Source organism: Neptunicella sp. (genome assembly GCF_048268085.1).
Classification (GTDB): Bacteria; Pseudomonadota; Gammaproteobacteria; order Enterobacterales; family Alteromonadaceae; genus Neptunicella.
In genome coordinates this window covers 19,694-41,204 of record NZ_JBLWWF010000017.1, presented here as the reverse complement: position 1 = coordinate 41,204, position 21,511 = coordinate 19,694, and the positions used below count along the sequence as shown (strand labels likewise).

Below are 21,511 nucleotides of genomic sequence, written 5' to 3'. Positions count from 1 at the left end.
TTAAGCGATATGACGCACAGATAGCTCGTAGCTCGTCAATGACCCTATCGACGTAACTCTGGCGGTATAGGCAAGTTTCTGGATAACGGAGAAGGACGCTGACCTTTGCCTTTTTTGTAAGCCTTAAGTTGATACACATAAGCTAGCACCTGGGCAACCGCCATAAACAATTTGGCAGGGATCTCGTGATCTACCTCGGTAGAATAAAAGATCGCGCGCGCCAACATAGGTGAGGCAACCAGTGGTACTTCATGGGCGGTGGCAATAGTTCGGATATGCATTGCCAATTCATCTTGCCCTTTGGCAATCATAATTGGCGCTCTGTTACCATTCTGGTCATACTTCAGTGCCACCGAATAATGCGTCGGGTTGGTTACGACCACATCCGCAGTCGGCACCGCTTGCATCATCCGCTTCGCTGCTGCTTGGTATTGTAATTTACGAATTCGACTTTTTACCTGAGGATTACCTTCTGAGTTTTTACGTTCATCTTTAACCTCTTGTTTGGTCATTTTCATCGCTTTGGAATGCTTATACTTTTGATAAGGCACATCAAAAATGGCAATGGGGATCATCGAACAGCAAATAATTAAAAATACCCAGGATAATAATTCCAGTGCATGAATCATATTGCGAGGATAGAGTTCCATATCCAGATGCAAGGCTTCATCCTGAAATAATCTGAGCGACATATAAGTAGTTAATGCCACCACAATAAACTTGGTTAAGGCTTTCAATAACTCAACAATACCGTTCATGCCAAACATGCGCTTCAGGCCCCGAATCGGATTAAGTTTACCGAATTTTGGGGATGCCGACTGAAGGGTAAAGTTATAACCTCCCAAGGCAATATTGCCGTACATCCCGGCAGCAAAGACCACCGCCATATAAAACAATACCGGAACGGTGATTTCGCTGATTGTCGCGCCCATAATCTGAAACATATGATTGAAATCGTAAGTTTCATCGCGGGACAAGGTAAATGAGCGTTTCATCACATGATATAACGCTTGACCAATATTCTTGCCTAAAAATAACAACGCGACAGCGCTGGCAATCAATACGAGTGTGGTAGCAAACTCTTTGGATCGAGCAATCTGCCCCTTTTTTCGGGCCTGCGATTTTCGTTTGGCGGTAGGTTCTTCGGTTTTTTCGTGTGCACCAGCCATCGTTTATAACTCTACTGACAGACAACCAGTAGGTCGCACATCAGTTGCTGTGCCCGACCCCACTGTTGTTCAAAATGAAAGGTGAAGTTATCCATGGTCAACCAGATAATGATCAAGCCAGTTATCTGTGCGATAGAAAAACCAATAGTAAAAACATTGAGCTGTGGTGCCGCTTTGGTCATCACTCCAAACGCCAGATTAATAATAAGCAGTGAGACTATCGGCGTGAGAGATAAAGTCACTGCACCGATAAACATCCAGCGTCCCCACAATGCGATTTTCTGAAAGTTCTCCGCGTCCCACCATTCAGCTCCTACCGGAAAGGCTTCAAAGCTAAGGATAATCATTTTGATCATGGCTAAATGCCCATCAAATGCCCAAAACATCAAGGTAGCCAAAATCAGATAAAATTGGCCTACTGCCGGTACATTAATGCCATTGACGGGATCCACAATTGACGCAAATCCCAAGCCGGTTTGCATCGCTACAATCTGTCCCGACAGCACGAAAGTATTGAGCATCATCATCGAAATAAAGCCAATCGCAACACCAATAATTAATTGCTGAATAACCAACAAAAAAGTACCTACTGACAGCACTTCATCTACTGGTACCGGTTTAATCATCGGCATAATAAGAACTGTTAAAAATAATGTCAGCAACGCCCTGACCGGTGGAGGAATGGATTTGGCACTGAGTCCTACCATCGCGGCAAATAACCCCGATATCCGCATAAACGGCAACAATAAATCGGCCAGATATTGGGTGATGGTATCGGCAACAACAACCATGTAACTTACCCAACTACCTGAGGAATACGGGCAACCATCTCGAACGTGAAATCCATTAATTGCCCTACCAGCCAATGGCCCCCCCAACTCAATGCCAATAACGTGACGATCAAGCGGGGCAAAAAGTTAATAGTTTGTTCATTAATTGATGTGGCCGCCTGGAAAACCGATACGGCCAGTCCTACAAACAAACTGGGTAAAATAATCGCAGATACCAGCAATATCACCATGGATAATGCCTCTCGCAGTACATCGACAAAGATTTCTGGGCTCATCTGACTCCCCTACATCCCGAAACTGTTGGCCAAGGTACCGAACACCAGATTCCAGCCATCTACCATGACAAATAGCATCAACTTAAATGGCAGCGAAACAATCATCGGCGACAACATCATCATCCCCATTGCCATCAATACCGATGCCACCACCAAATCCAGAATAAGAAAGGGAATAAACAACATAAAACCAATCTGGAAAGCCGTTTTCAGCTCACTTATTACAAATGCAGGGATTAAAATATTCATGGTGACATCGGCCGGATCCTGAAATTGATCCTGATACCCACCAATTTCCACAAATGTTTCCAAATCTTTTACCCGGGTTTGCGCCAGCATAAACGCCTTGAGCGGCGCTTTGGCGAGCTCATAAGCCTGAATAGAGGTTATTTGTTCGTCCAGATAGGGTTGTAGTGCTTGTTCGTTTATCTTTTCGAACACTGGGCTCATGATGAAAATACTTAAAAACAGACTTACGCCAATAAGTATCTGATTAGAGGGCGACTGCTGTAAACCAATCGCCTGACGTAAAATTGACAACACCACAATAATGCGGGTAAACGAGGTCATCATAATCAAAAATGCCGGCAACAAGCTGAGCGCCGTCATAATGGCGACAACTTGTAAGGTCATGGTGTAATCTTCGCCCCCGTTTGGATTAGGGGTGACGGTCAAGGCAGGAATGCCCTGTGCCAAGACATCAGTTGGCAGCAAGCCAAACAGGATGAATCCAATCAACAGCCACTTATTCATCGCGCGTACCTCGGCTATGCTTCATAAATTGATTTAGTTTATCTTTAAATCCTTCACCGCCAGATTCCGGGCTAACCGGATTCTCCATTTTACTTAGATGATTGATATTCTGAGTGGTAACGCCTAATAAATGCTGTTCATCGCCTATCTGGATCAACATAATGCGTTCTCTATTGCCTAATGCCATCGAGGAGACAATTTTCATTTGGGCACTGCCGGTTTGAGTGACATTAAACCGACGCATCACATAACCCAAACCGAAAATCAGCGCCAAAACCACGATCATTGATAGTAAAATTGACACATAGGTGGAAGCATCAGTGGGTGAGGCTGATTGGGCAAATACGTTTTGGGAATGGAGGAAAAGCCCGCCCAGCAAGGGGCGAGCAAGTATTTTAGCGGAGCTTTTTGATTCTTTCGATTTGACTAATAACATCAGTTAAGCGGATACCAAATTTATCGTTGACGACTACTACTTCTCCATGAGCAATCAACGTGCCATTTATTAAAACATCTAATGGCTCACCCGCAACTCGATCCAATTCAACCACCGATCCCTGGTTTAATTGCAACAAATTACGAATGCTAATATGGCTGCGCCCCACTTCCATCGAAATGGTCACTGGTATATCTAAAATAGAATCCAGCTTACGCTTTTCTTCTACCGAAATATTGGCATCTTCTTTTAACTCATCGTATTCCGCGACCTGAACATCATCTCCGCCTTCGGCTTCAGCCGCTTCAGCATCAGCCTGTTCTGCCATCGCAGCAGCCCAATCGTCCAAACCGTCTTCATTTTCGGTGCTCATCTGCTACCTCTTTATCTTCGTCTACAGATCTTCTTCAAGGATCTCAAGTTCAGCATCGCCATCAATACGACGCCCACCTTTGGTTAATAGTTGCAATTCGGATTTAACCGATACCGGCCGCTGAATTTTCTCGGTAATTTTTAATGCCACATTGTCACGAGAGCGACCTAGTTTGGTTCTGAATGTGGGTAACTCTTCAACCGACATCACGACATGTTCCGGCATCTCAATCGGGATAATATCACCCGCCTGTAAATCCATTACTTCTTGTAAGGATAATTCAAAATCGAGTAAGTCAGCGGACACCTCGACCTTAACATCCATAATTTCGTCCCGTAATGCCTTGGACCAGCGTAAATCCGTATCTTCTTTATCACTTTGGACACCGGCATCAAGTAATTCACGAATAGGTTCGAGCATGGAATAAGGTAATGCCACATGGAAATCACCACCACCGCCATCCAATTCAATATGGAAAGAACTAATGACCACAACTTCGGTGGGATTAACAATATTTGCCATCGCCGGATTCACTTCCGAATCCAGATATTCAAACGATACATCCATTACCGGCGACCAGGCTTCTTTGTAATCCTCAAACACCAGTTTTAGCAGCATTTGAATAATACGGCGTTCGGTTGGAGTAAATTCCCGCCCTTCAATTTTGGCGTGAAAACGTCCATCTCCCCCAAAAAAGTTATCTACCAGAATAAACACCAAACGCGCTTCCATGGTAATGAGTCCGGTCCCTTTCAGTGGACGGAAACGCACCATATTTAAGCTGGTTGGAACAAACAGGGTATGAATGTATTCACCAAACTTAATCATCTGGATACCGTTAATCGATACTTCAGCACTGCGACGCATCATATTAAACAAGCTAACCCGCATATGCCGGGCAAATCGCTCATTAACAATTTCCAACGTCGGCATGCGACCACGCACAATACGATCCTGCGAAGAGAAGTCATATTCAATCGCCGAACCATCATCGATGGACGTATCAATTTCTTCTTCTTCGACATCGTCTACCCCGTGTAATAGGGCATCAATTTCGTCTTGTGATAATAAATCGCTCACTTTACCTTCCTGCTTTAAATGTTGTCTTATTCCAAAGGCTATTGCTGTTTCATATTCATCACCGCTGACAAAAATGAAAGATCACATTCCTTCACAACAACAAAGGTTTTTCACTATTGCATTACAAAACCAGTAAACAAAACTTGCTCAACAACTTCATGGCCGGTGATATTTTTCATGGTTGCTCTCACTTCCCGCAACGCTTTTTCCTTAATTGCCACTTTACCGGCTTCAGTCACTAAATCATCTGCATTGGAACTGCTAAATACCTTTAACAATGCCCCTTCAACCAGCGGAATATGCTTTTTAATTTCTTCTTCGTTTTCAAAGCCACGGATCATAAGCTGGACTTTGATTTCCACTAATCGATCACGACCAACACCGGGCACATTAAAAGTAAAAGGCCTTGGCATCGCCACATATAAGGCTGTTCCACTGGATGGCGCTGCTTGTGGTTCTCCGGGATCAACCACTTCACCTAATTCCGGCATATCGTCATCACTGCCGAGTAAGAAATAAGCGGCCGCACCACCACCAATCAATAACACCGCTGCGGCGATGATAATGATCATCTTTTTCTTCTTGCCACCGTCTTCAATTTTTAACTCTTCATCGGCCATCGAGCGATCCTTAATAAGATAAATGTATTGCCATTATCCAGAAACATGAGGCCTGTTGGCAATGGCAAATCTGCTAACGGACTTTTATCTGTTGTATTTTGCGCTAAACAAAATAGTCAATGCCACCTAACGCCCCGTTAGTAACGTGCATTTCATGGGTTGTTTGCTGTTCCGGTGACTCTGAATTGCTATCGTCTTGGGCAAATTGGCCGCCCTTAGCGGATCCTTGCTGATCGGCACCATCGTTAGCTTGATCTTTTTCCTGACGCACCGAAGATTGTCCAAGTTCAATCCCCTTCTCGGCCAACATTTCTTTTAGTCGAGGAGTACTTTGTTCCAACATATCTCGGGCTTGCTGGTTTTGTACCACAAAACTGACACTGGCTTGATCACCCCCCAAGTGCAAACGAATTTGCATACTGCCTAAATCCGGTGGATCAATGCGAATATCAGCCACTAGATTTTTTTGGTTAACCATTAGCTGTACTTTATCTACCAGCGTCTTAATACCTTCCATTTTTTGCAGATTAGTACTGTTTTTATCCACGCCATTATTATGCTGAAGTACTTTTCCGGCCTCACCAAGTCGCACGGCAGAATCATCTACGATATGCTCACCGGCTTGATTGCTTACCATTGGCTGGGCATTGTTATCGGCCATACGAGCAAAATCCAGTACTTGTGCCACTGATTGACGGGACAAGGCCCCAGCCGAATCAGGATTGGTTTTAGTTAACTCTGCCATGGCTTTGCCCACCATCGCTTGTAAATCCAAACCGGGTTCGCGCCCTTGCTCTAATTGATTGCGTATTTCGTTAATCCCCGCTTGTAATGAAGCGATAAAAGTTTGTTTGGTTTCCGTTGGCGTATCCGGCAACATTTGTGTGGTTAACTTATCCAGCATTTTATTCAACTGCTCTTTAGGTAACGACAATATGTTTTTCATGTCATCGGCGAGCTTGGCAATATCCTGCTTAACTTCAGGCAATTGCTGTTTTGCTGATAATTGAGAGCCCTCATGCTGTTGAGCGGTTAAAAAGGCCAGTACCCGATCTACGCTGTCAAATAACTGACTGGCTTGTTGCTCACCTGATTGGCCATCTGTTGTTGCGGTCAGTTGCGCCATAATCTGATCGATTGAATTATCTTTGTCTAACTGCTCTGTTCCGCTTTGCAGAGATTGGTCCTCGTTACTGCCATTGAGTTGCAATGATTTAATTAACTCTGCCAAAATATTAATGATGTCGGTATTATCTGAAGATTCATTGAGTGGATCAGTTTGCTCACCGGCCACACCCTGCTCATTTATCATAGCTAACAATGAATCAAGATCGGTTGGTTGCTCCTGTTGATCAGTAGAATCGGCAAGCTGGTCAATTGAGTTATCAAACTTTTCTTTATCCACCTGCTTATCGGATTCTGACGAAAATAACTTTTCAAATAATTGACTCAAGACAGATGATGATTCCTCTTCCGATTCTTTAGACTGGCTTTTATCACTCCCCTGAGTAACCGCTTTAATTTTATCTAACAGATCCAGCCAGGTCGTATGTAACTGCTCACTTTCTTTTTCAGAGTCCTTGGCTAATTTCAATTCATCATCCGTTGCTGAAACAACATTATCTGTTTTTTCGTCAGCCACTGTTGTTTCGTCACCGGTTTTAGAGGCCGGTTTATTCGCTGTTGTTGCCGTTGTTTCCACTTGCGTAGCATCTTCTGCTTTTGTCTGGCTATCGGATTGCTCAGCTGAATCAGGATGAGTCCTCTCCTGATTACCTTTAGTTTGATTGGTCTGTTTATGCTCTGATGAGGACGTATGTGTCCCCGTATTTGAGGTGTTAGATTTTTTCTGCTGATGCTGCTCAAACATCGCCACAAACTCACTAGCAGGTTTATCCGTATCCTGACTATGGGAAGCCTGTTTACTTGATGTGGCAAGCTCTGTTGATGAAGCGGCAAGTTGTTGCATCATATGCTAACTATCCTAATAAACACATTTAACCATCTGTTTTTTATCGTTATTTTAGCGTAAACAGTCGTGTTAAATTCATTATAATGGCAGATTATAAACCGTGCTTTATGGCTCTTTCGGTCTATATCCAGGTTGTAATGACAAATAGAGCAAGTTCTATTCCAACCTGTTATTTTTAATTAACAACTATGCTCTGGCTCGAATAAATTTTTGAATGGAGATTTCATCCAGCAATTTCTGTTCTTCTTTATTAGCTTGTATTTCCCGCTGTAGGGCTTTTTTATCCAGCAACATATCCACCGCTTTACGTTTACGCTGCTGTTTTAACCACAGATCGCGACGCTGATCGGCCACCAATTTGGCTTTAGCGATCAATTTACTTTGTTCTTCACACGCCTTGTCTAATTTACCGATGAACGATTGATGTTGACCATAGGAAAGCGAGCGAACCCCATTAACGCCCTTTTGCTGTAGTTGACGCAAATAGTCTAAACGATAGTTTTCCAAGCCGGTCAGCTTGCTTTTATTAGTTAACCAATGCTGCTGCGCTTGTTGAAAATCGCGAGCCAGTTTGTCTTCTTTTTCTTTTTCCCACTGTGCGACCATCAATAATTGTTTATCTGCCATCCGCTTTATCCTTGACCCAGGGCTTGAGCCAATTTACTCATATCTTCCAAACTTTCGTCATAAGGGGTAATTTGCTTCATACCTTGCTGGAATAATTGATTAATCGCGGGTTCGGCATTAATGGCTAAGTCAATTCTGGGATCGGTGCCTTTGGTGTAAGCCCCAATACTAATTAAGTCACGATTTTGTTGATAGTTGGAATAGACTTGCCGGATCCGGCGCGAGGCGGCCAAATGCTCTTCGCTAACCACCATAGGCATCACTCGACTCACCGAGGCTTCTACATCAATAGCAGGATAATGACCGGCATCTGACAAACGTCGGGCTAGCACAATATGCCCATCTAAAATCGCACGGGCTGCATCCGCAATAGGATCTTGCAAGTCGTCACCTTCAACCAGTACCGTGTAAAAAGCGGTAATAGAACCTTGATTAGTATTTCCATTTCCAGCTCGTTCGACCAATGCCGGTAAACGTGCAAACACCGAGGGTGGATAACCTTTAGTCGCGGGCGGCTCACCCACTGCTAATGCGATTTCCCGCTGAGCCATCGCGTAACGGGTAAGGGAATCCACTAGCAGCAAGACATTCATGCCCTGATCACGAAAATATTCGGCAATGCTGACTGCCGTTTCACACCCTTTAAGACGCATTAAAGGAGAAGTATCTGCCGGAGCGGCAACTACCACCGATTTTTGACGCTCTTCTTCTCCCAAAATATCGTGGATAAATTCTTTTACTTCTCGTCCCCGTTCACCAATTAATCCTACTACCACCACATCAGCCTGTGTACCGCGGGTCATCATGCCGAGTAAAACACTCTTACCCACACCACTACCTGCAAACAATCCCATCCGCTGACCTTGACCAACAGTTAACATCGCATTAATGGCTCGAACACCAACATCCAGTGGCTGCTCTATTGGTTTACGTAATAAAGGATTCATGGGTGGGCGGGAAAGTGGCACCCGCTTATCGGTTTTAATCGCGCCTAAGCCATCAAGTGGTTGACCATTTCCATCTACCACTCGACCCAGTAATTCCATCCCCACCGGTATGCCTTGTTCACGACTTAAGGGTTGTACTCGGGAGCCGGGAACAATGCCTTTTACAGCTTCAGTGGGCATTAAATACGTAATATTTTCGGCAAAACCGACCACTTCGGCCTCAATATCACCATCAATGGTTTGCACTAAACACTGACTACCGACTGGCAGTTGGCAACCAACCGCTTCAAGGGTTAAACCAATACCACGCACCAATTTGCCTTCTGCTACGGTTTGCGGATGAGGCACCTGATCCTGATATTTTTTGATCCGCTCAAGTAAATTATTCATTGATAATCCAGACCTTGCTGCAATAAGAATTTATCCAGCACATCACGAGTGCGCCTTTCCACTGATAAATCTACCGCATTACTATCAGTAACAATGTCACAACCGCCACGGGTCATATCCGGTGACTCCATTAAACGCCAATGATGCCGTTCAATATCTTCTTCACTAAAATGCTGTTTGATTAACTGCATGTCATCAGGGTGTAAACGAATTTGATATTGCTTATCAGCAATGGGTAATACTTTTAACCCTTCACTTAGGGCTTGGAAAATAATGTCGCTATTAGTGGTAACTTCACAGCGAATAACGGCTTTGGCCAACGAAGTCGCTAGCAAAACTAATTCGTTTTCTAATTGTTTATCTACTTTATCAACAGGATTCACCAATTGCTCAACTAGGCTTTTCCATTGTTCAACGTGCTGAGTGAGTTCTTCGCTACCAACCGCTAACCCTTCGGTTTTACCTAATTCAAAACCTTCATCATAACCTTGCTGATGACCTTCCTCGCTGCCTTGCTCTATGCCTTTTTGCAGACCTTCCTGCTTTCCTTCTGCAAAACCTTCCTGATAGGCGGCCTGGCGGATGGCTTCAATTTCATCCGCCGTTGGCAAGGTGAGTTCCTCTTGCTCTTCCTCCTCCGGAGGCTCATAAACCCACTGGGGAGATTTATTAATGGCGTTGGTTTTACCCGATTCACGGGCACGTTTGTCTTCATCTTCAACCAGCGGTAATTCCCATGCTTTTATCGCTTCGGATAATTCATCATCCCGATCAGACATAACAATATCCAAGCTGATGAATCACTGGGATACAGCGAAGTGACTTAGAGGAATTCATCCCCACCTCCACCACCGAGCATGATTTCACCCGCATCAGCCAAACGACGAGCCACAGACAGGATCTCTTTCTGGGCGGCTTCTACTTCGCTAACCCGCACCGGTCCTAATGCCTCCAAATCATCCAGTAACATTTCAGCGGCACGTTTGGACATATTGCTGGTGATTTTTTGTTTAAGATTATCATCTGCACCTTTAATGGCTTTAAGTAGCGCCTCTTGTTGCACTTCACGCAGAATAGTTTGAATCGCCCGGTCATCGGCATCCACCAGATTATCGAAGACAAACATCAAGTCTTGAATTTGCTGACTCATTTCCTCGTCCTGTTCACGGATGGCATCCATCAACTGACCTTCGATATTGGTATCCAGATAGTTCATGATGTCAGCAGCAGATTTCAAGCCGCCCATTTTGGCTGCTTGAGCTCCAGCTTGACCAGCAAACTGTTTCTCCATAATTTCATTCAATTCTTGTAGTGCCGCTGGTTGTACTTCTTCTAAATTGGCAATCCGCATCATTAAATCAAGACGTACTTTTTCCGGGAATTGCGCCATAATTTCGGCAGATTGCTCTGCATCCAGATAAGACAACACAATCGTTTGAATTTGCGGGTGCTCGTTACGAATAATGCCCGCAACCTGTTTGGAATCCATCCACTTGAGAGAATCCAAGCCTTTGGCGCCACCACCAGCCAGAATCTGGTCGATCAAGTTAGCCGCTTTATCTTCGCCTAACGCTGCTGTCAGAGCTTTTTTAACAAAGTCCTGACTCTGGAAGCCAATGGTACTGTAGTTCTGGATCTCTTCGATAAAATGCTTATGTACCGCCGTGATCTTGTTTTGGGTCATATCCTCAATGCTAGCCATCGCCGTACCTAACTTCTGTACTTGCTTAGGCTCCAGATGTTTAAGGATCTGGGCGGCATCATCCTCAGATAGACTTAATAACAGTATCGAGGCTTTCTCAACACCTTCTAATTTACCGACGTCATATCCGGTTGATTGTTGTTCTGCTAATTCTTCAGCCATCAGTTTTGCCTATTAGTCATCTTGCATTAACCAGCCTTTGACCACCTGAGCGGACAATTCCGGTTCATTGGCAACCAGTGCTCGGACTGCTTTAAGTACATCTTCATCTTTATGTAGATCAGGCATGTGTAACGAGCCATCCGGTGAGAAACCAACCTGACCTGCATCGAATTCTTGCGATAGCATACTGATCGTATCGTCGCCCAGATCCAATCCGGTATCCGCATCAAAGTCATCGCTATCCTGTGCCACATCGGGATTAATCAGTTTACGCAGCATCGGTCTGACAACAGCAAGGATCAACACGATAATCACCAATCCGCCTACTACTAATCTTAGTACACGCATAAACCAGAGTTGTTCCCAAATAGGCGTTTCTGGAATTGCACCGTCATCGGCACGGCTAAAGGGTATTGACACCACTTCAAGGGTATCGCCACGAGTAATATCAAAACCAATGCCACCTTGCAGTAATCGACGTAAACTCAATAATTCAGCCTGATCACGAGGCACGCTGGTGGTTGTGCCATCAGCTGCGGTAGCATAGGTATGATCAACCGCAACCGATACACTTAACCGCCGTATCTGGCCGGTTTGTTGTTTGGTGTGACTAATGGTGGTATCTAACTCAAAATTTCGAGTGGCTTCTTTATGGGTCCGCCCTGGTGTGGTGGTTTGCGAATTAGAGCCGCTGGCCTGTTCAGGAATGTTCGAATCCAGTGGCGGCTGATTGGTTAACGCGCCAGGAATACCGGCAATTACCGAGCCAATACTATTATCTTCTACCGTCATCTCACTTCTGACTGAGGGTAAATCGGGATTATAGCGCTTTTGGGTTTGCTCGACGGCGGTAAAATCCATACTCACATCTACCTGAGCAGTGTAATTTCCTAACCCTAAAACCGGAATTAAAATGGAATCAATTTTCGCCAGATATTCAGCTTCACGTTTTTTTTCTAATTCGTATTCTTTGCGCGCCCGTGATGACGTTGCATCCTGAGATCCAGAGTTAAGTAAGCGTCCAGTACTATCAGTAACGGTGACTCTGGATGGTTCCATTCCTTGCACTGAGGACGCCACAATATCGACAACCGCATCCACTTCTTCACCAGATAAGACGGCACCACGACTTAAGGTTAGTACCACTGTCGCACCGGCTTTTTTCTCGCGACGGGCAAAAACATTTTCTTTGGGTAATGCAAGTAATACTTTGGCTTTAGCAACGGAGGAAAGATCTTCAATAGTGTGACTGATTTGCTGTTCTCTGGCATGTTTCAGGCGTTCCATTTCAACCCGCTGGCTGACCCCAAACCCCATATCCTGCATGATAATATCGCTGCCAGAAGAAGAGGGTTCATTCATGCCCTGACGAGCCATCCCCATTTTAATACTTTCGTAGTCAGCTTCATTGACGTAAATCGTGTTACCTTTAAGTTGATATTCGATTTGATTGGCATCCAGGTAGTCCAGACGCTCAATTAATTCTGCGGTAGGCATTTTCGCCAATGGGCGTAAATCCGGTTCTTGCGCCCAAATCACGATGAAGATTGCGATTGCAATACTAATAACCAGCGCAACCACTAACGTGATTTGACGCAAAACATCAACACTATTGAGATTTTCAATAAAGCTGGGAGAGGATTCTTTATCACCACTCATTCGGTCATCGGTGTTACTAATGGCCAATTCTGTGCCTGTTGCTTCTGCCACGCTAAAATCCTCTTATTTACACCGGCATATTCATAATTTGCTTGTAAGCTTCCAGCACTTTATTACGTACCTGCACTGTTGCTTCAAAAGCCAGACCGGCTTTCTCTTTGGCAATCATGACATCGGCTAGACTAAGCGATGGGTCGCCCATTTCAAACTTAACGGCTTTGTCCTTACCGTCCAGCTGCATACTATTTACGGTATTCAACGCCTGACTGAGCATGTCACCAAAATTTTGTGACGAAGGATTAATTTGAGTGGGTTGCATATCTCCCAACCCCATCTGGGCCTGGGCACTGAGCGATTGTAATTCGCTGTATAAGCTTTGTGCTTTTATATCCATCGTTGAACCTAGTGACGTAATCTAACTATAAAAAATACATAGCAACTCTAGTGCCATATTAATATTTTATATATATTTCAATATGTTATGCCGTTAATTATGGGTGTTAAATACAGTGGCAACTTTTTGACACTAGATAAAAATAGTGGCGACTTGCGAACGACGAGCGAGCCAATGATAAACGCCAGGATAGATTCCCCCTTCGACAGTTCATGCCCCACGCTCAGGACGAACGGGTAAATTCGTCATCTCAGTGGTCTTAAACTCCGTCACCTCGGTCGTATTTTGAACTGGGGTCCAGTAGCAGGTATATGAAACGTTTAAATGTGGCCTCCCGCCCCAAACACCGCAAGGATGACGAGCAAAGCCATTGGACACGTGGAGGTGCAGGAACAGCAAAGCACAAGATAAGTCATTTCTGGCCTTACTTAACGGCTTGACGAATCTTGTGTTTTTAGGTTTTCAGCTCGCTGCTGATTTTTCCCTTAAGCCGGTAGCTGTATCCCGACATCACGCATACGAGCTAATTTATAGCGTAATGTTCGAGGACTTATTCCGAGCTTCTCGGCGACTTCTTTGCGACGTCCATTACAGGCATTGAGTGTTTCTAGAATAATTTGATGCTCTTGGTAACGCAGTTCAGTTCCCAGCTTTGCCTCTTCCTGCTCTTGAGCCGGAACCTCATCAAGTTGCTCAGTGGTGTTGATGTTATCGATCATCAGATCCTGACAATCAATTTGTCCACTATTTGACAGGATAAGTGCACGTTGAATTACATTTTCCAATTCACGTACGTTACCGGGCCAATTGTATTGCATTAACTTAGTACGCGCGGCCGCTGTAAACTTTGGCGCTGGATTGGTTTGGCTATGCCGCTCAATCAAATGTTCTGCCAAAGGTAAAATATCGCCACTACGCTTAGCTAATGCATGCCAGGTAAGCGGAAAAACATTAAGGCGATAATAGAGATCTTCTCTAAACTCACCTTTTTCTACTGCGTCCAGTAAATTGCGGTTGCTGGTGGCTAAAACTCTAACATCGAGGGTAATAGTTTTACGTCCACCTAGGCGTTCCACTTCTTTTTCTTGCAGTACACGTAGGATTTTTGCCTGTAGAGCCAGATCCATTTCGGTGATTTCATCAAGTAGCAAAGTGCCGCCCTGAGCCTGTTCAAACTTTCCGGGACAGGCCTGCAATGCCCCCGTAAACGCACCTTTTTCATAACCAAACAAGGTAGCTTCGAGCATATTCTCCGGGATTGCAGCACAGTTAATGGCGACAAAATCCTGTTCCGCACGGGCCGATTTATCATGAATATAACGCGCCAGCACTTCTTTACCAGAACCACTGGGCCCCAAAATCATCACTGTTGCATCTGAACTAGCCACTCTTTCGGCCAGTTTTACCAGTTGCAAACTGACTGGATCTGCGACGATAGGCTGACGTGACTCTATTTTGTGTGCCGGAGCATAACGTTCAACCAAATTAAGCAACACTTGGGGAGCAAAAGGCTTAGCTAAATAATCGGTAGCGCCATCTCGCATGGCTTGCACTGCATCATTAATAGTGGCGTAAGCGGTCATTAATAATACTGGCATGGCAGGGAATTTATTTTTGATACTTTTTAATAATGCCAAGCCGCTCATATCGCCCATCTGAATATCACTGACGACCAGATCCACTTTTTGTCGCCCCAATTGAACCATGGCTGATTCAGCGCTATCGGCTTCAACCACTTCATATCCACCGAGCATTAAGGTATCAACCAAGGCTTCACGTAAGCCAAGATCGTCTTCAACAATCATGATTTTAGTGGTATTCATGCCGTTAACTCCTGCTTAAAAGGATTTTTAATCGGTTGGGTTGGAATAAAAATGGGTAATTTCAACGTAAAACATGCGCCACCGGTTTCCGGTGAGACCGCTGAAACCGTTCCTTTGTGGGATTGTGCAACCGCTTTAACCACCGCTAAGCCCAATCCGGTGCCCTGTGAACGGGTGGTATAAAAAGGTTCAAATAACTGTTCAATGTACTGCGGTTCAATACCTGGACCATTATCTTTAACAGATAACAATACATGGCCCGGATCCTGACTATCACGTTTAGCACTAAGAATAATGTGGGCGCCTTGAGGTTTAATCTGCAAACTATTATGAATTAAATTTTGTAACGCTCCGGCCAGTGCAGTTCGATTGCCTAAAATAATAATATCCGGGTCAGGTAACTGTACGTCCATACTCGCCTGATGTTGACTAAGCATGGCTTCTCCACCGGCTTCTACCTCAGCTAATAAAGATTGCATCGATAATTCGGTTACCACCTGCTCTGAACCGCTCTTGGCAAATAACAACATATCATTCACCTGATGTTCCAGATCATGCAAACGCGATAACAACTTATCACTGAATTTTTGCCGTGAGGTTTGATCTAAACGGCTATTGGCAATATTGGCGGCATATAGCATGGCTGCAGATAACGGTGTACGAATTTGATGTGCCAATGACGCTACCATATTCCCCAATGAGGATAAGCGTTGCATATGACTCACCCGCTGCTGTAATTGACGGGTTTCGGTCAAGTCGGTAAGAACAATTAATTGGCCTGGCTCTTTTTCCAGAGGACAGATTGATAGCTTAACTTTGCGGCCATCATACAGTGACACTTCATGACCATCATCCGCTTGAGGACGAAATGAACGCTGGATTATCATCCGCCATGACTGACCTTCCAGCGGCTCTCCGAGTAAATCAATAGCGACCTGATTAGCTTGACGAACATTACCCTGACCATCAATGACCACTACACCAGCAGGCATCACCTCAAGTAAATGGGCTAAACGATCACTTTGCTGCTGAAGACTTAAAATGTCTTGCGCACTATATGTTTTGCTATCGGACTGCGGTGCCGGAGTAGGATTTACTCTAAGTTGTGCAACGGCCATATCTACCTCATGTCAAAATCCAGACAGATTAGACAAAGCAGTTACCATGCCAATTTTATAGTTGTTTTATTTCAATAAGTTAGCGTGAAAAAGTCGCGTCAGAAAGACGACATCAACAAGCAAGACAACCAGATAATAGGTTATGAATCATCCCGGGAGAGATCATATTTACGCATTTTTTCAACTAAGGTGGTTCGGCGCATTCCCAATAATTCAGCGGAGCGCGCCACGACCCACTCCTGTTGTTCCAGCGCCTGTTTAATCAAAGAGATTTCCAGCTCTGAAATATATTCTTTTAAGTTAACACCTTCGGGAGGCAACTGACCATTAAGACTACCATTGAGGGAAGAATCATCATCTTCTTCATCATCAACATCAGGATCATCACCAAACATGGCATTGATCGCGTCGCGTTCGAGCATTTCCTCCGGGTAATCGGGCTGATAATCATCCACGTCCAAATGCTGATACTTGCGGGGCAGTTGTGCCACATCAACAATTTGATTGGGATACATTATCGTTAAACGTTCAACAAGATTAGATAACTCCCGGACGTTACCGGCCCAGTGATGCTCCATCAGTGAAATTAGCGCATTTTCGGTAAATTTAATATTCGCGCTATTTTCTTTTTCGACTCGCGACACCAACTCCTGTAATAACAGGGGAATATCTTCTTTGCGATCTCTTAATGCAGGGGTTTCAATGGGGAACACGTTGAGCCGATAGAATAAATCTTCGCGGAATTTTTCCTGTTCGACCATTTGTTCCAGATCACGGTGGGTTGCCGCGATTACCCGAACATCACATTTAACCGGCTTAATACCACCCACACGTTCAAAAGTGCGCTCTTGCAGTACTCGTAACATTTTTACTTGCATCTGTAATGGCATATCGCCAATTTCATCCAGAAACAACGTACCACCTTCAGCTAGCTCAAATCGGCCTTTACGGGCACTCACTGCGCCAGTAAACGCCCCTTTTTCATGCCCAAAAAGCTCACTCTCTAATAATTCCGCAGGAATGGCGCCGCAGTTAACCGGTATAAAAGGCCCCGATTTTCGTGCCGATAAAAAATGTAAATTACGCGCCACCACCTCTTTACCGGTGCCGGATTCGCCCAATACCAATACGTTAGCTTCGGTGGGAGCAACTTGTTCTATCATCTGGCGCACATGCTGAATTTCAGCACTTTTACCAATTAGGCTGCGAAATAGTTTGGTTTTATTAATAACTGAAGTATTTTTTTGCGGACGCTGGCTAATATACTCTTGGCATCGGTGTAACATGCGCGTCAATTCAGGATAAGTTAACGGCTCTGCTAATACACCCACCACATTCGCAGGTTTATTATCCAAAGGTCTGCCCACAACCACGAAAGGTTGCAGAGGAAAAGATTCGATCAGCTCGATGGCCTGTTGAGGTTGGTCGGAATCGATCAATACCGCTTTATATTGCACCGAACTGTTTAATCGCGATACAGCCTGAGCAAATTCGGCCGTACAACAGGATTCCGCCATAAAGGTAAGTACGGTTTCCAAACTTGCTCGTCGGGTTTCCTGCCCACTGATCACCAGAATATCATTCATTCCCAATCCAAATGCACCTAACTGATTATTATTGGAGCGCCCAATTTTTAACCAACATAATTGATGCGCCCACTTTTATTAAATCGATTTTAACTGTTCATGGAGTGATAGCAACCAGTTTACTGACTTGGAATATAAATATTTAATCGGTACCATCCGAAGTATTAAACCTTATCGATTAATAATCAGCATGGATTTACTCAATACTGCTCGTGATGTGTTCAAAATAGAAGCACAAGCCATCTTGCATTTGGCCGAAAAACTGGATAGCGACTATAACAAAGCCATCAATGCGATCCTCAAAGCGAAAGGCCGGGTGGTGGTGTGTGGCATGGGGAAATCCGGTTTAATTGGCAAAAAAATTGCGGCTACTCTAGCTAGTACCGGTACACCCAGTTTCTTTATGCATCCCAGTGAGGCATTTCACGGCGATTTGGGGATGGTGACTTCTGATGATATTTTTATGGCAATTTCGAATTCGGGTGAAACCGAAGAGTTACTGAAATTAATGCCTTTTTTAACGGACAATCAAAATTATGTCATTGCCCTGACAGGTAATAAAACGTCTAGTTTAGGCCGGGTCGCCAATGCAATACTGGATATCAGTGTGGAACAGGAAGCCTGTCCGTTGCAGTTAGCTCCCACCGCATCCACAACAGCAACCTTAGCCATGGGCGATGCCATTGCCGTCACGCTAATGCATGCTAAGGATTTTCAACCGGAGCATTTCGCTCGCTTCCATCCTGGCGGTAATTTGGGACGCAGGTTATTAGCCACTGTTAAAGACGAAATGATCCGCGATAACTTACCAATGATAAAAGCGTCTGCCAGCTTTGCTGAATTGGTCGATTGTATTTCCAGTGGTCAGCTAGGGTTAGCGGTAGTCCAGTCCGAAGAGGGCATCGGTATCACGACCGATGGGGATATTCGCCGGGCTTTTACCCGTTACAATAAAGAAGTGTTTGATTTGACGGCTGCCGATCTGATGTCGGCATCACCGAAAACCATCAGTGCCGACGCTCGAATGAGTGATGCTTTCGCCCTGATGGAAAAAAATCAGATTACTGCATTAATCGTGTTAGAACAGGACAATATTGTCGGCATATTGAAAAAATAATTATCACATTCGATGTATTACAATACAGAGACTAAAAGGCCGTTATACTCATCGTATAACGGCCTTCTGTTTATTTGACTTAAAACTCAATTAGCCAAGTAAAGCAAGTACCTGACCTTTTTGCTGATTCGATTGAGCTTGCACCGCTGTACTGGCTTGACTCAATATATCGTTGGCCACTTTATCAGACGTTGCCTGTGCATAATCGGTGTCCTGTATCCGACTTTGTGCCGCGGCTACATTGACTTCAGTTTGAGTTAAGTTACGGGCGGCACTTTCAAACTGATTCTGGGTAGCCCCTAAATCAGCCCGAGCAGAGCCTACATATTCAACAGCGTTATCAGCTGCTTTTAGTGCATCTTCAGCACCTTTGGCTGTGCTTAAATCCACGTTCAAAATATCACCTAAGCCACCAGCAACATCTTTAGTGCCCACGCCAATCTTTTGACCCGCATTGGCACCCACCTGAAAGTCGATATTACCGTCACTGCTCAATAATTTTTTACCCGCAAATTCGGTTTGATCAATGGTTTGTTTAATATTGTCTTGTAACTGGCTGACTTCTTTTTGCAGCGCCTTGCGGTCACCGGCAGACAAAATACCGTTGCCAGCCTGAATCGATAGTTCGCGGATCCTGTTTACATCGCTCGAAATACCAGACAACCCGCCCTCTGCAACCTGAGACAAGGAAATACCATCATAAGCATTGGTTACAGATTGACGATAACCGGACACCTGGGACGTAAGTCGATCAATAATTTGCAAACCAGCCGCATCGTCAGCCGCACTATTAACCCGCTTGCCCGAAGATAACTTTTCAAAAATGGATTTCTGCTTTTCCTGCAACTGCTGCAATATAGATGTATTGCTTTCACTGTTGGGACTAAAATTAATCATTTTCACCTCCTCTGCCAGCTACCACACCGACACAAAACCTCTTGGTAAGGATAGCAAAGGGTTGGGCAGAAAGTAAGCAAATAACAGGCTTAATAATATACCGCCGTATGAATTGACATACATCTCTACGTGACAACTCCTTTAGCTTAGATAAACAACTAGTTAATCGGTTTAGTGACAACAATGTATATTTGTTTTTCTGCACGAAAAGTATAAATTTTTCTGTAATATTTAAAGTTTACAAAAAAACGTAAATATAATTTAATTAAATAAAGATTTTGCATTAATTGAGGGAGTCGAAGCCTATGCTTTTCAAACAATCTTTTTTTATAAAGCCTAGAAAGATCAATAACTTTTAATGAAGAATATCTTGCAAGAGAGCTTTCTATACTCTCTGCAGTTGTCCAATTCAAAGTCCAAAGAATATCTAATGGTTTACCCAGTATTTTTAAATAAATAGCTGCAAGTTTCTTATTCATTTTGGGTAGGAACGGAACACAATAATGAGGTTCATAAAAACTATTATAATCGGGAGCTCGTATTATAATTTTCCCACCTGGTTTTAAAACACGCACCATTTCATCGATACATAAATCTACATCATTAACATGCTCTAACGTTTGGTAAGTTGAAATAAAATCGAATGTTTCATCGGGATACGGTAACTTCTCACCTACCCCTTCTACAATTCGATGTAATTCATCCAGCTTCCCTAACTCGCCCAGCCTCAACTTAATGTATTCTAATTTCCAGGGTTCTGGTTCAATACCATAAACGTCATATCCCTTAAGTAATCCGATAAAAAAAAATGTCCCGACACCGCATGCCATATCTAATATTTTACCGGTGTGATCTTCAAATTTTTCAACTTCCTTCCAACGCCACGACTCTGGATCAAGTTTATACCATTCTTTAATAACATGTTCGATATAGTCTGGGGCGGCAATGCCTTTACTGCATTCATGAAGTTTTTGACTCAAAAACTGTAAAGAACTCGTCATTTTTTCACCTTAAGTAACATTTACACTTCACCGATAAAAGGTTTAATCATTGAAAGTCTTAACTCTTCCCCAAAACCACAACCTATGTATAACATTCGTTTACTTTCAATATCAAAATGATCAAACAATCTGAAATAACGGAAATCCTGCTACCCCTTATCCCAACCTAACGTTTGAGGGGGCATCTAAACCTTTTGTAACGAGAATCATAACGTCGGACGACATTATTTTTGTTTTCAATAGGCATTTCCTCTCACTTCAGGCAATAGTAAATAAATTCCGAAGACATTAAACCATAGCGATATAACTCGTCCTCACTAAAGGTTTTAACAAAATCATCTTCTTTAACATTAAACCCATTTGATGAAAGCTTTTGGGGATAATCTTTACCATACCATCTAACATGATCATATTGACCAAACGCTTCAGTTCGACCTTCATCAGTAGTTATCGACCAATCTTCAAACGTACTTTCTAGCGAATAATCAATTGGCACTTGCAATATTGTCCAGCCATCCTTTGCTTTAACTATAATATTGATTAATACATATATTCTTATTAATCATTAAATAAAGTTTGTATTATTTTTACAATAGCCACAAGTTGTAACAATCATCGT

22 protein-coding genes are annotated in these 21,511 nt (G+C 43.8%); 1 reads left to right on the top strand and 21 read right to left on the bottom strand.

Annotated elements, in window-relative coordinates:
* Positions 1-44: 44 nt before the first annotated feature.
* The 18 genes from flhB to ACTD55_RS13875 form a co-directional block, all read right to left on the bottom strand.
* The gene (flhB, locus tag ACTD55_RS13960; protein ID WP_438864949.1) at positions 45-1,169 is read right to left on the bottom strand and encodes a flagellar biosynthesis protein FlhB; all 1,125 of its coding nucleotides are present in this window, start codon (positions 1,167-1,169) and stop codon (positions 45-47) included.
* An 11-nt stretch (positions 1,170-1,180) separates the two neighbouring features.
* Positions 1,181-1,960, bottom strand: a complete 780-nt coding sequence (fliR, locus tag ACTD55_RS13955) for a flagellar biosynthetic protein FliR (RefSeq protein WP_438864948.1) — start codon at positions 1,958-1,960, stop codon at positions 1,181-1,183.
* A 5-nt stretch (positions 1,961-1,965) separates the two neighbouring features.
* Positions 1,966-2,235 (bottom strand): flagellar biosynthesis protein FliQ, encoded by a 270-nt coding sequence (gene fliQ, locus ACTD55_RS13950; protein ID WP_416305768.1) that lies wholly within the window; start codon positions 2,233-2,235, stop codon positions 1,966-1,968.
* Between the two features lie 9 nt (positions 2,236-2,244).
* Entirely contained in the window at positions 2,245-2,988 is a 744-nt protein-coding gene (fliP, locus tag ACTD55_RS13945) for a flagellar type III secretion system pore protein FliP (protein ID WP_438864947.1), read from the bottom strand.
* A complete protein-coding gene (gene fliO / locus ACTD55_RS13940; protein WP_438864946.1) occupies positions 2,981-3,424 on the bottom strand; it encodes a flagellar biosynthetic protein FliO in 444 nt (147 codons plus the stop codon). Before fliO ends, fliP begins: the two co-directional genes overlap by 8 nt.
* Positions 3,384-3,797, bottom strand: a complete 414-nt coding sequence (fliN, locus tag ACTD55_RS13935) for a flagellar motor switch protein FliN (RefSeq protein WP_438864945.1) — start codon at positions 3,795-3,797, stop codon at positions 3,384-3,386. The genes fliO and fliN overlap by 41 nt, the downstream gene beginning before the upstream one ends.
* Before the next feature lie 21 nt (positions 3,798-3,818).
* A complete protein-coding gene (fliM, locus tag ACTD55_RS13930; RefSeq protein WP_438864944.1) occupies positions 3,819-4,877 on the bottom strand; it encodes a flagellar motor switch protein FliM in 1,059 nt (352 codons plus the stop codon).
* Positions 4,878-4,990: 113 nt separating this feature from the next.
* On the bottom strand, positions 4,991-5,497 hold the full coding sequence (fliL, locus tag ACTD55_RS13925; protein ID WP_438864943.1) for a flagellar basal body-associated protein FliL: 507 nt from the start codon (positions 5,495-5,497) through the stop codon (positions 4,991-4,993).
* Between the two features lie 103 nt (positions 5,498-5,600).
* The gene (locus ACTD55_RS13920; protein ID WP_438864942.1) at positions 5,601-7,469 is read right to left on the bottom strand and encodes a flagellar hook-length control protein FliK; all 1,869 of its coding nucleotides are present in this window, start codon (positions 7,467-7,469) and stop codon (positions 5,601-5,603) included.
* 186 nt (positions 7,470-7,655) lie between these two features.
* A complete protein-coding gene (gene fliJ, locus ACTD55_RS13915; protein WP_438864941.1) occupies positions 7,656-8,096 on the bottom strand; it encodes a flagellar export protein FliJ in 441 nt (146 codons plus the stop codon).
* Positions 8,097-8,101: 5 nt separating this feature from the next.
* Positions 8,102-9,433, bottom strand: a complete 1,332-nt coding sequence (gene fliI / locus ACTD55_RS13910; protein WP_438864940.1) for a flagellar protein export ATPase FliI — start codon at positions 9,431-9,433, stop codon at positions 8,102-8,104.
* A complete protein-coding gene (gene fliH / locus ACTD55_RS13905; protein WP_438864939.1) occupies positions 9,430-10,212 on the bottom strand; it encodes a flagellar assembly protein FliH in 783 nt (260 codons plus the stop codon). Before fliH ends, fliI begins: the two co-directional genes overlap by 4 nt.
* Positions 10,213-10,256: 44 nt before the next feature.
* Positions 10,257-11,297 carry a flagellar motor switch protein FliG gene (gene fliG / locus ACTD55_RS13900; protein WP_438864938.1) on the bottom strand — a complete coding sequence of 347 codons (1,041 nt, stop codon included), beginning with the start codon at positions 11,295-11,297 and terminating at the stop codon, positions 10,257-10,259.
* 12 nt (positions 11,298-11,309) lie between these two features.
* The gene (gene fliF / locus ACTD55_RS13895; protein ID WP_438864937.1) at positions 11,310-13,007 is read right to left on the bottom strand and encodes a flagellar basal-body MS-ring/collar protein FliF; all 1,698 of its coding nucleotides are present in this window, start codon (positions 13,005-13,007) and stop codon (positions 11,310-11,312) included.
* A 16-nt stretch (positions 13,008-13,023) separates the two neighbouring features.
* Positions 13,024-13,350 (bottom strand): flagellar hook-basal body complex protein FliE, encoded by a 327-nt coding sequence (gene fliE, locus ACTD55_RS13890; RefSeq protein WP_438864936.1) that lies wholly within the window; start codon positions 13,348-13,350, stop codon positions 13,024-13,026.
* Between the two features lie 485 nt (positions 13,351-13,835).
* On the bottom strand, positions 13,836-15,173 hold the full coding sequence (locus ACTD55_RS13885; protein ID WP_438864935.1) for a sigma-54-dependent transcriptional regulator: 1,338 nt from the start codon (positions 15,171-15,173) through the stop codon (positions 13,836-13,838).
* Positions 15,170-16,291: a sensor histidine kinase gene (locus ACTD55_RS13880; RefSeq protein WP_438864934.1), complete on the bottom strand. Its 1,122-nt coding sequence runs from the start codon at positions 16,289-16,291 to the stop codon at positions 15,170-15,172. The genes ACTD55_RS13885 and ACTD55_RS13880 overlap by 4 nt, the downstream gene beginning before the upstream one ends.
* 140 nt (positions 16,292-16,431) lie before the next feature.
* Complete coding sequence (locus tag ACTD55_RS13875; RefSeq protein WP_438864933.1) at positions 16,432-17,877, bottom strand: sigma-54 dependent transcriptional regulator; 1,446 nt, start codon at positions 17,875-17,877, stop codon at positions 16,432-16,434.
* A 127-nt stretch (positions 17,878-18,004) separates the two neighbouring features.
* Here ACTD55_RS13875 and ACTD55_RS13870 point away from each other — a divergent pair, with 127 nt between their 5' ends.
* Positions 18,005-18,994: a KpsF/GutQ family sugar-phosphate isomerase gene (locus ACTD55_RS13870; protein ID WP_438864932.1), complete on the top strand. Its 990-nt coding sequence runs from the start codon at positions 18,005-18,007 to the stop codon at positions 18,992-18,994.
* A 90-nt stretch (positions 18,995-19,084) separates the two neighbouring features.
* On the opposite strand, the gene ACTD55_RS13865 is transcribed toward ACTD55_RS13870, so the two are convergent.
* From ACTD55_RS13865 to ACTD55_RS13855, 3 genes are all read right to left on the bottom strand, one after another.
* On the bottom strand, positions 19,085-19,891 hold the full coding sequence (locus tag ACTD55_RS13865; protein ID WP_438864931.1) for a flagellin: 807 nt from the start codon (positions 19,889-19,891) through the stop codon (positions 19,085-19,087).
* 158 nt (positions 19,892-20,049) lie between these two features.
* Positions 20,050-20,892, bottom strand: a complete 843-nt coding sequence (locus tag ACTD55_RS13860) for a class I SAM-dependent methyltransferase (RefSeq protein ID WP_438864930.1) — start codon at positions 20,890-20,892, stop codon at positions 20,050-20,052.
* Positions 20,893-21,145: 253 nt separating this feature from the next.
* Positions 21,146-21,394 carry a hypothetical protein gene (locus ACTD55_RS13855; protein ID WP_438864929.1) on the bottom strand — a complete coding sequence of 83 codons (249 nt, stop codon included), beginning with the start codon at positions 21,392-21,394 and terminating at the stop codon, positions 21,146-21,148.
* Positions 21,395-21,511: the final 117 nt, after the last annotated feature.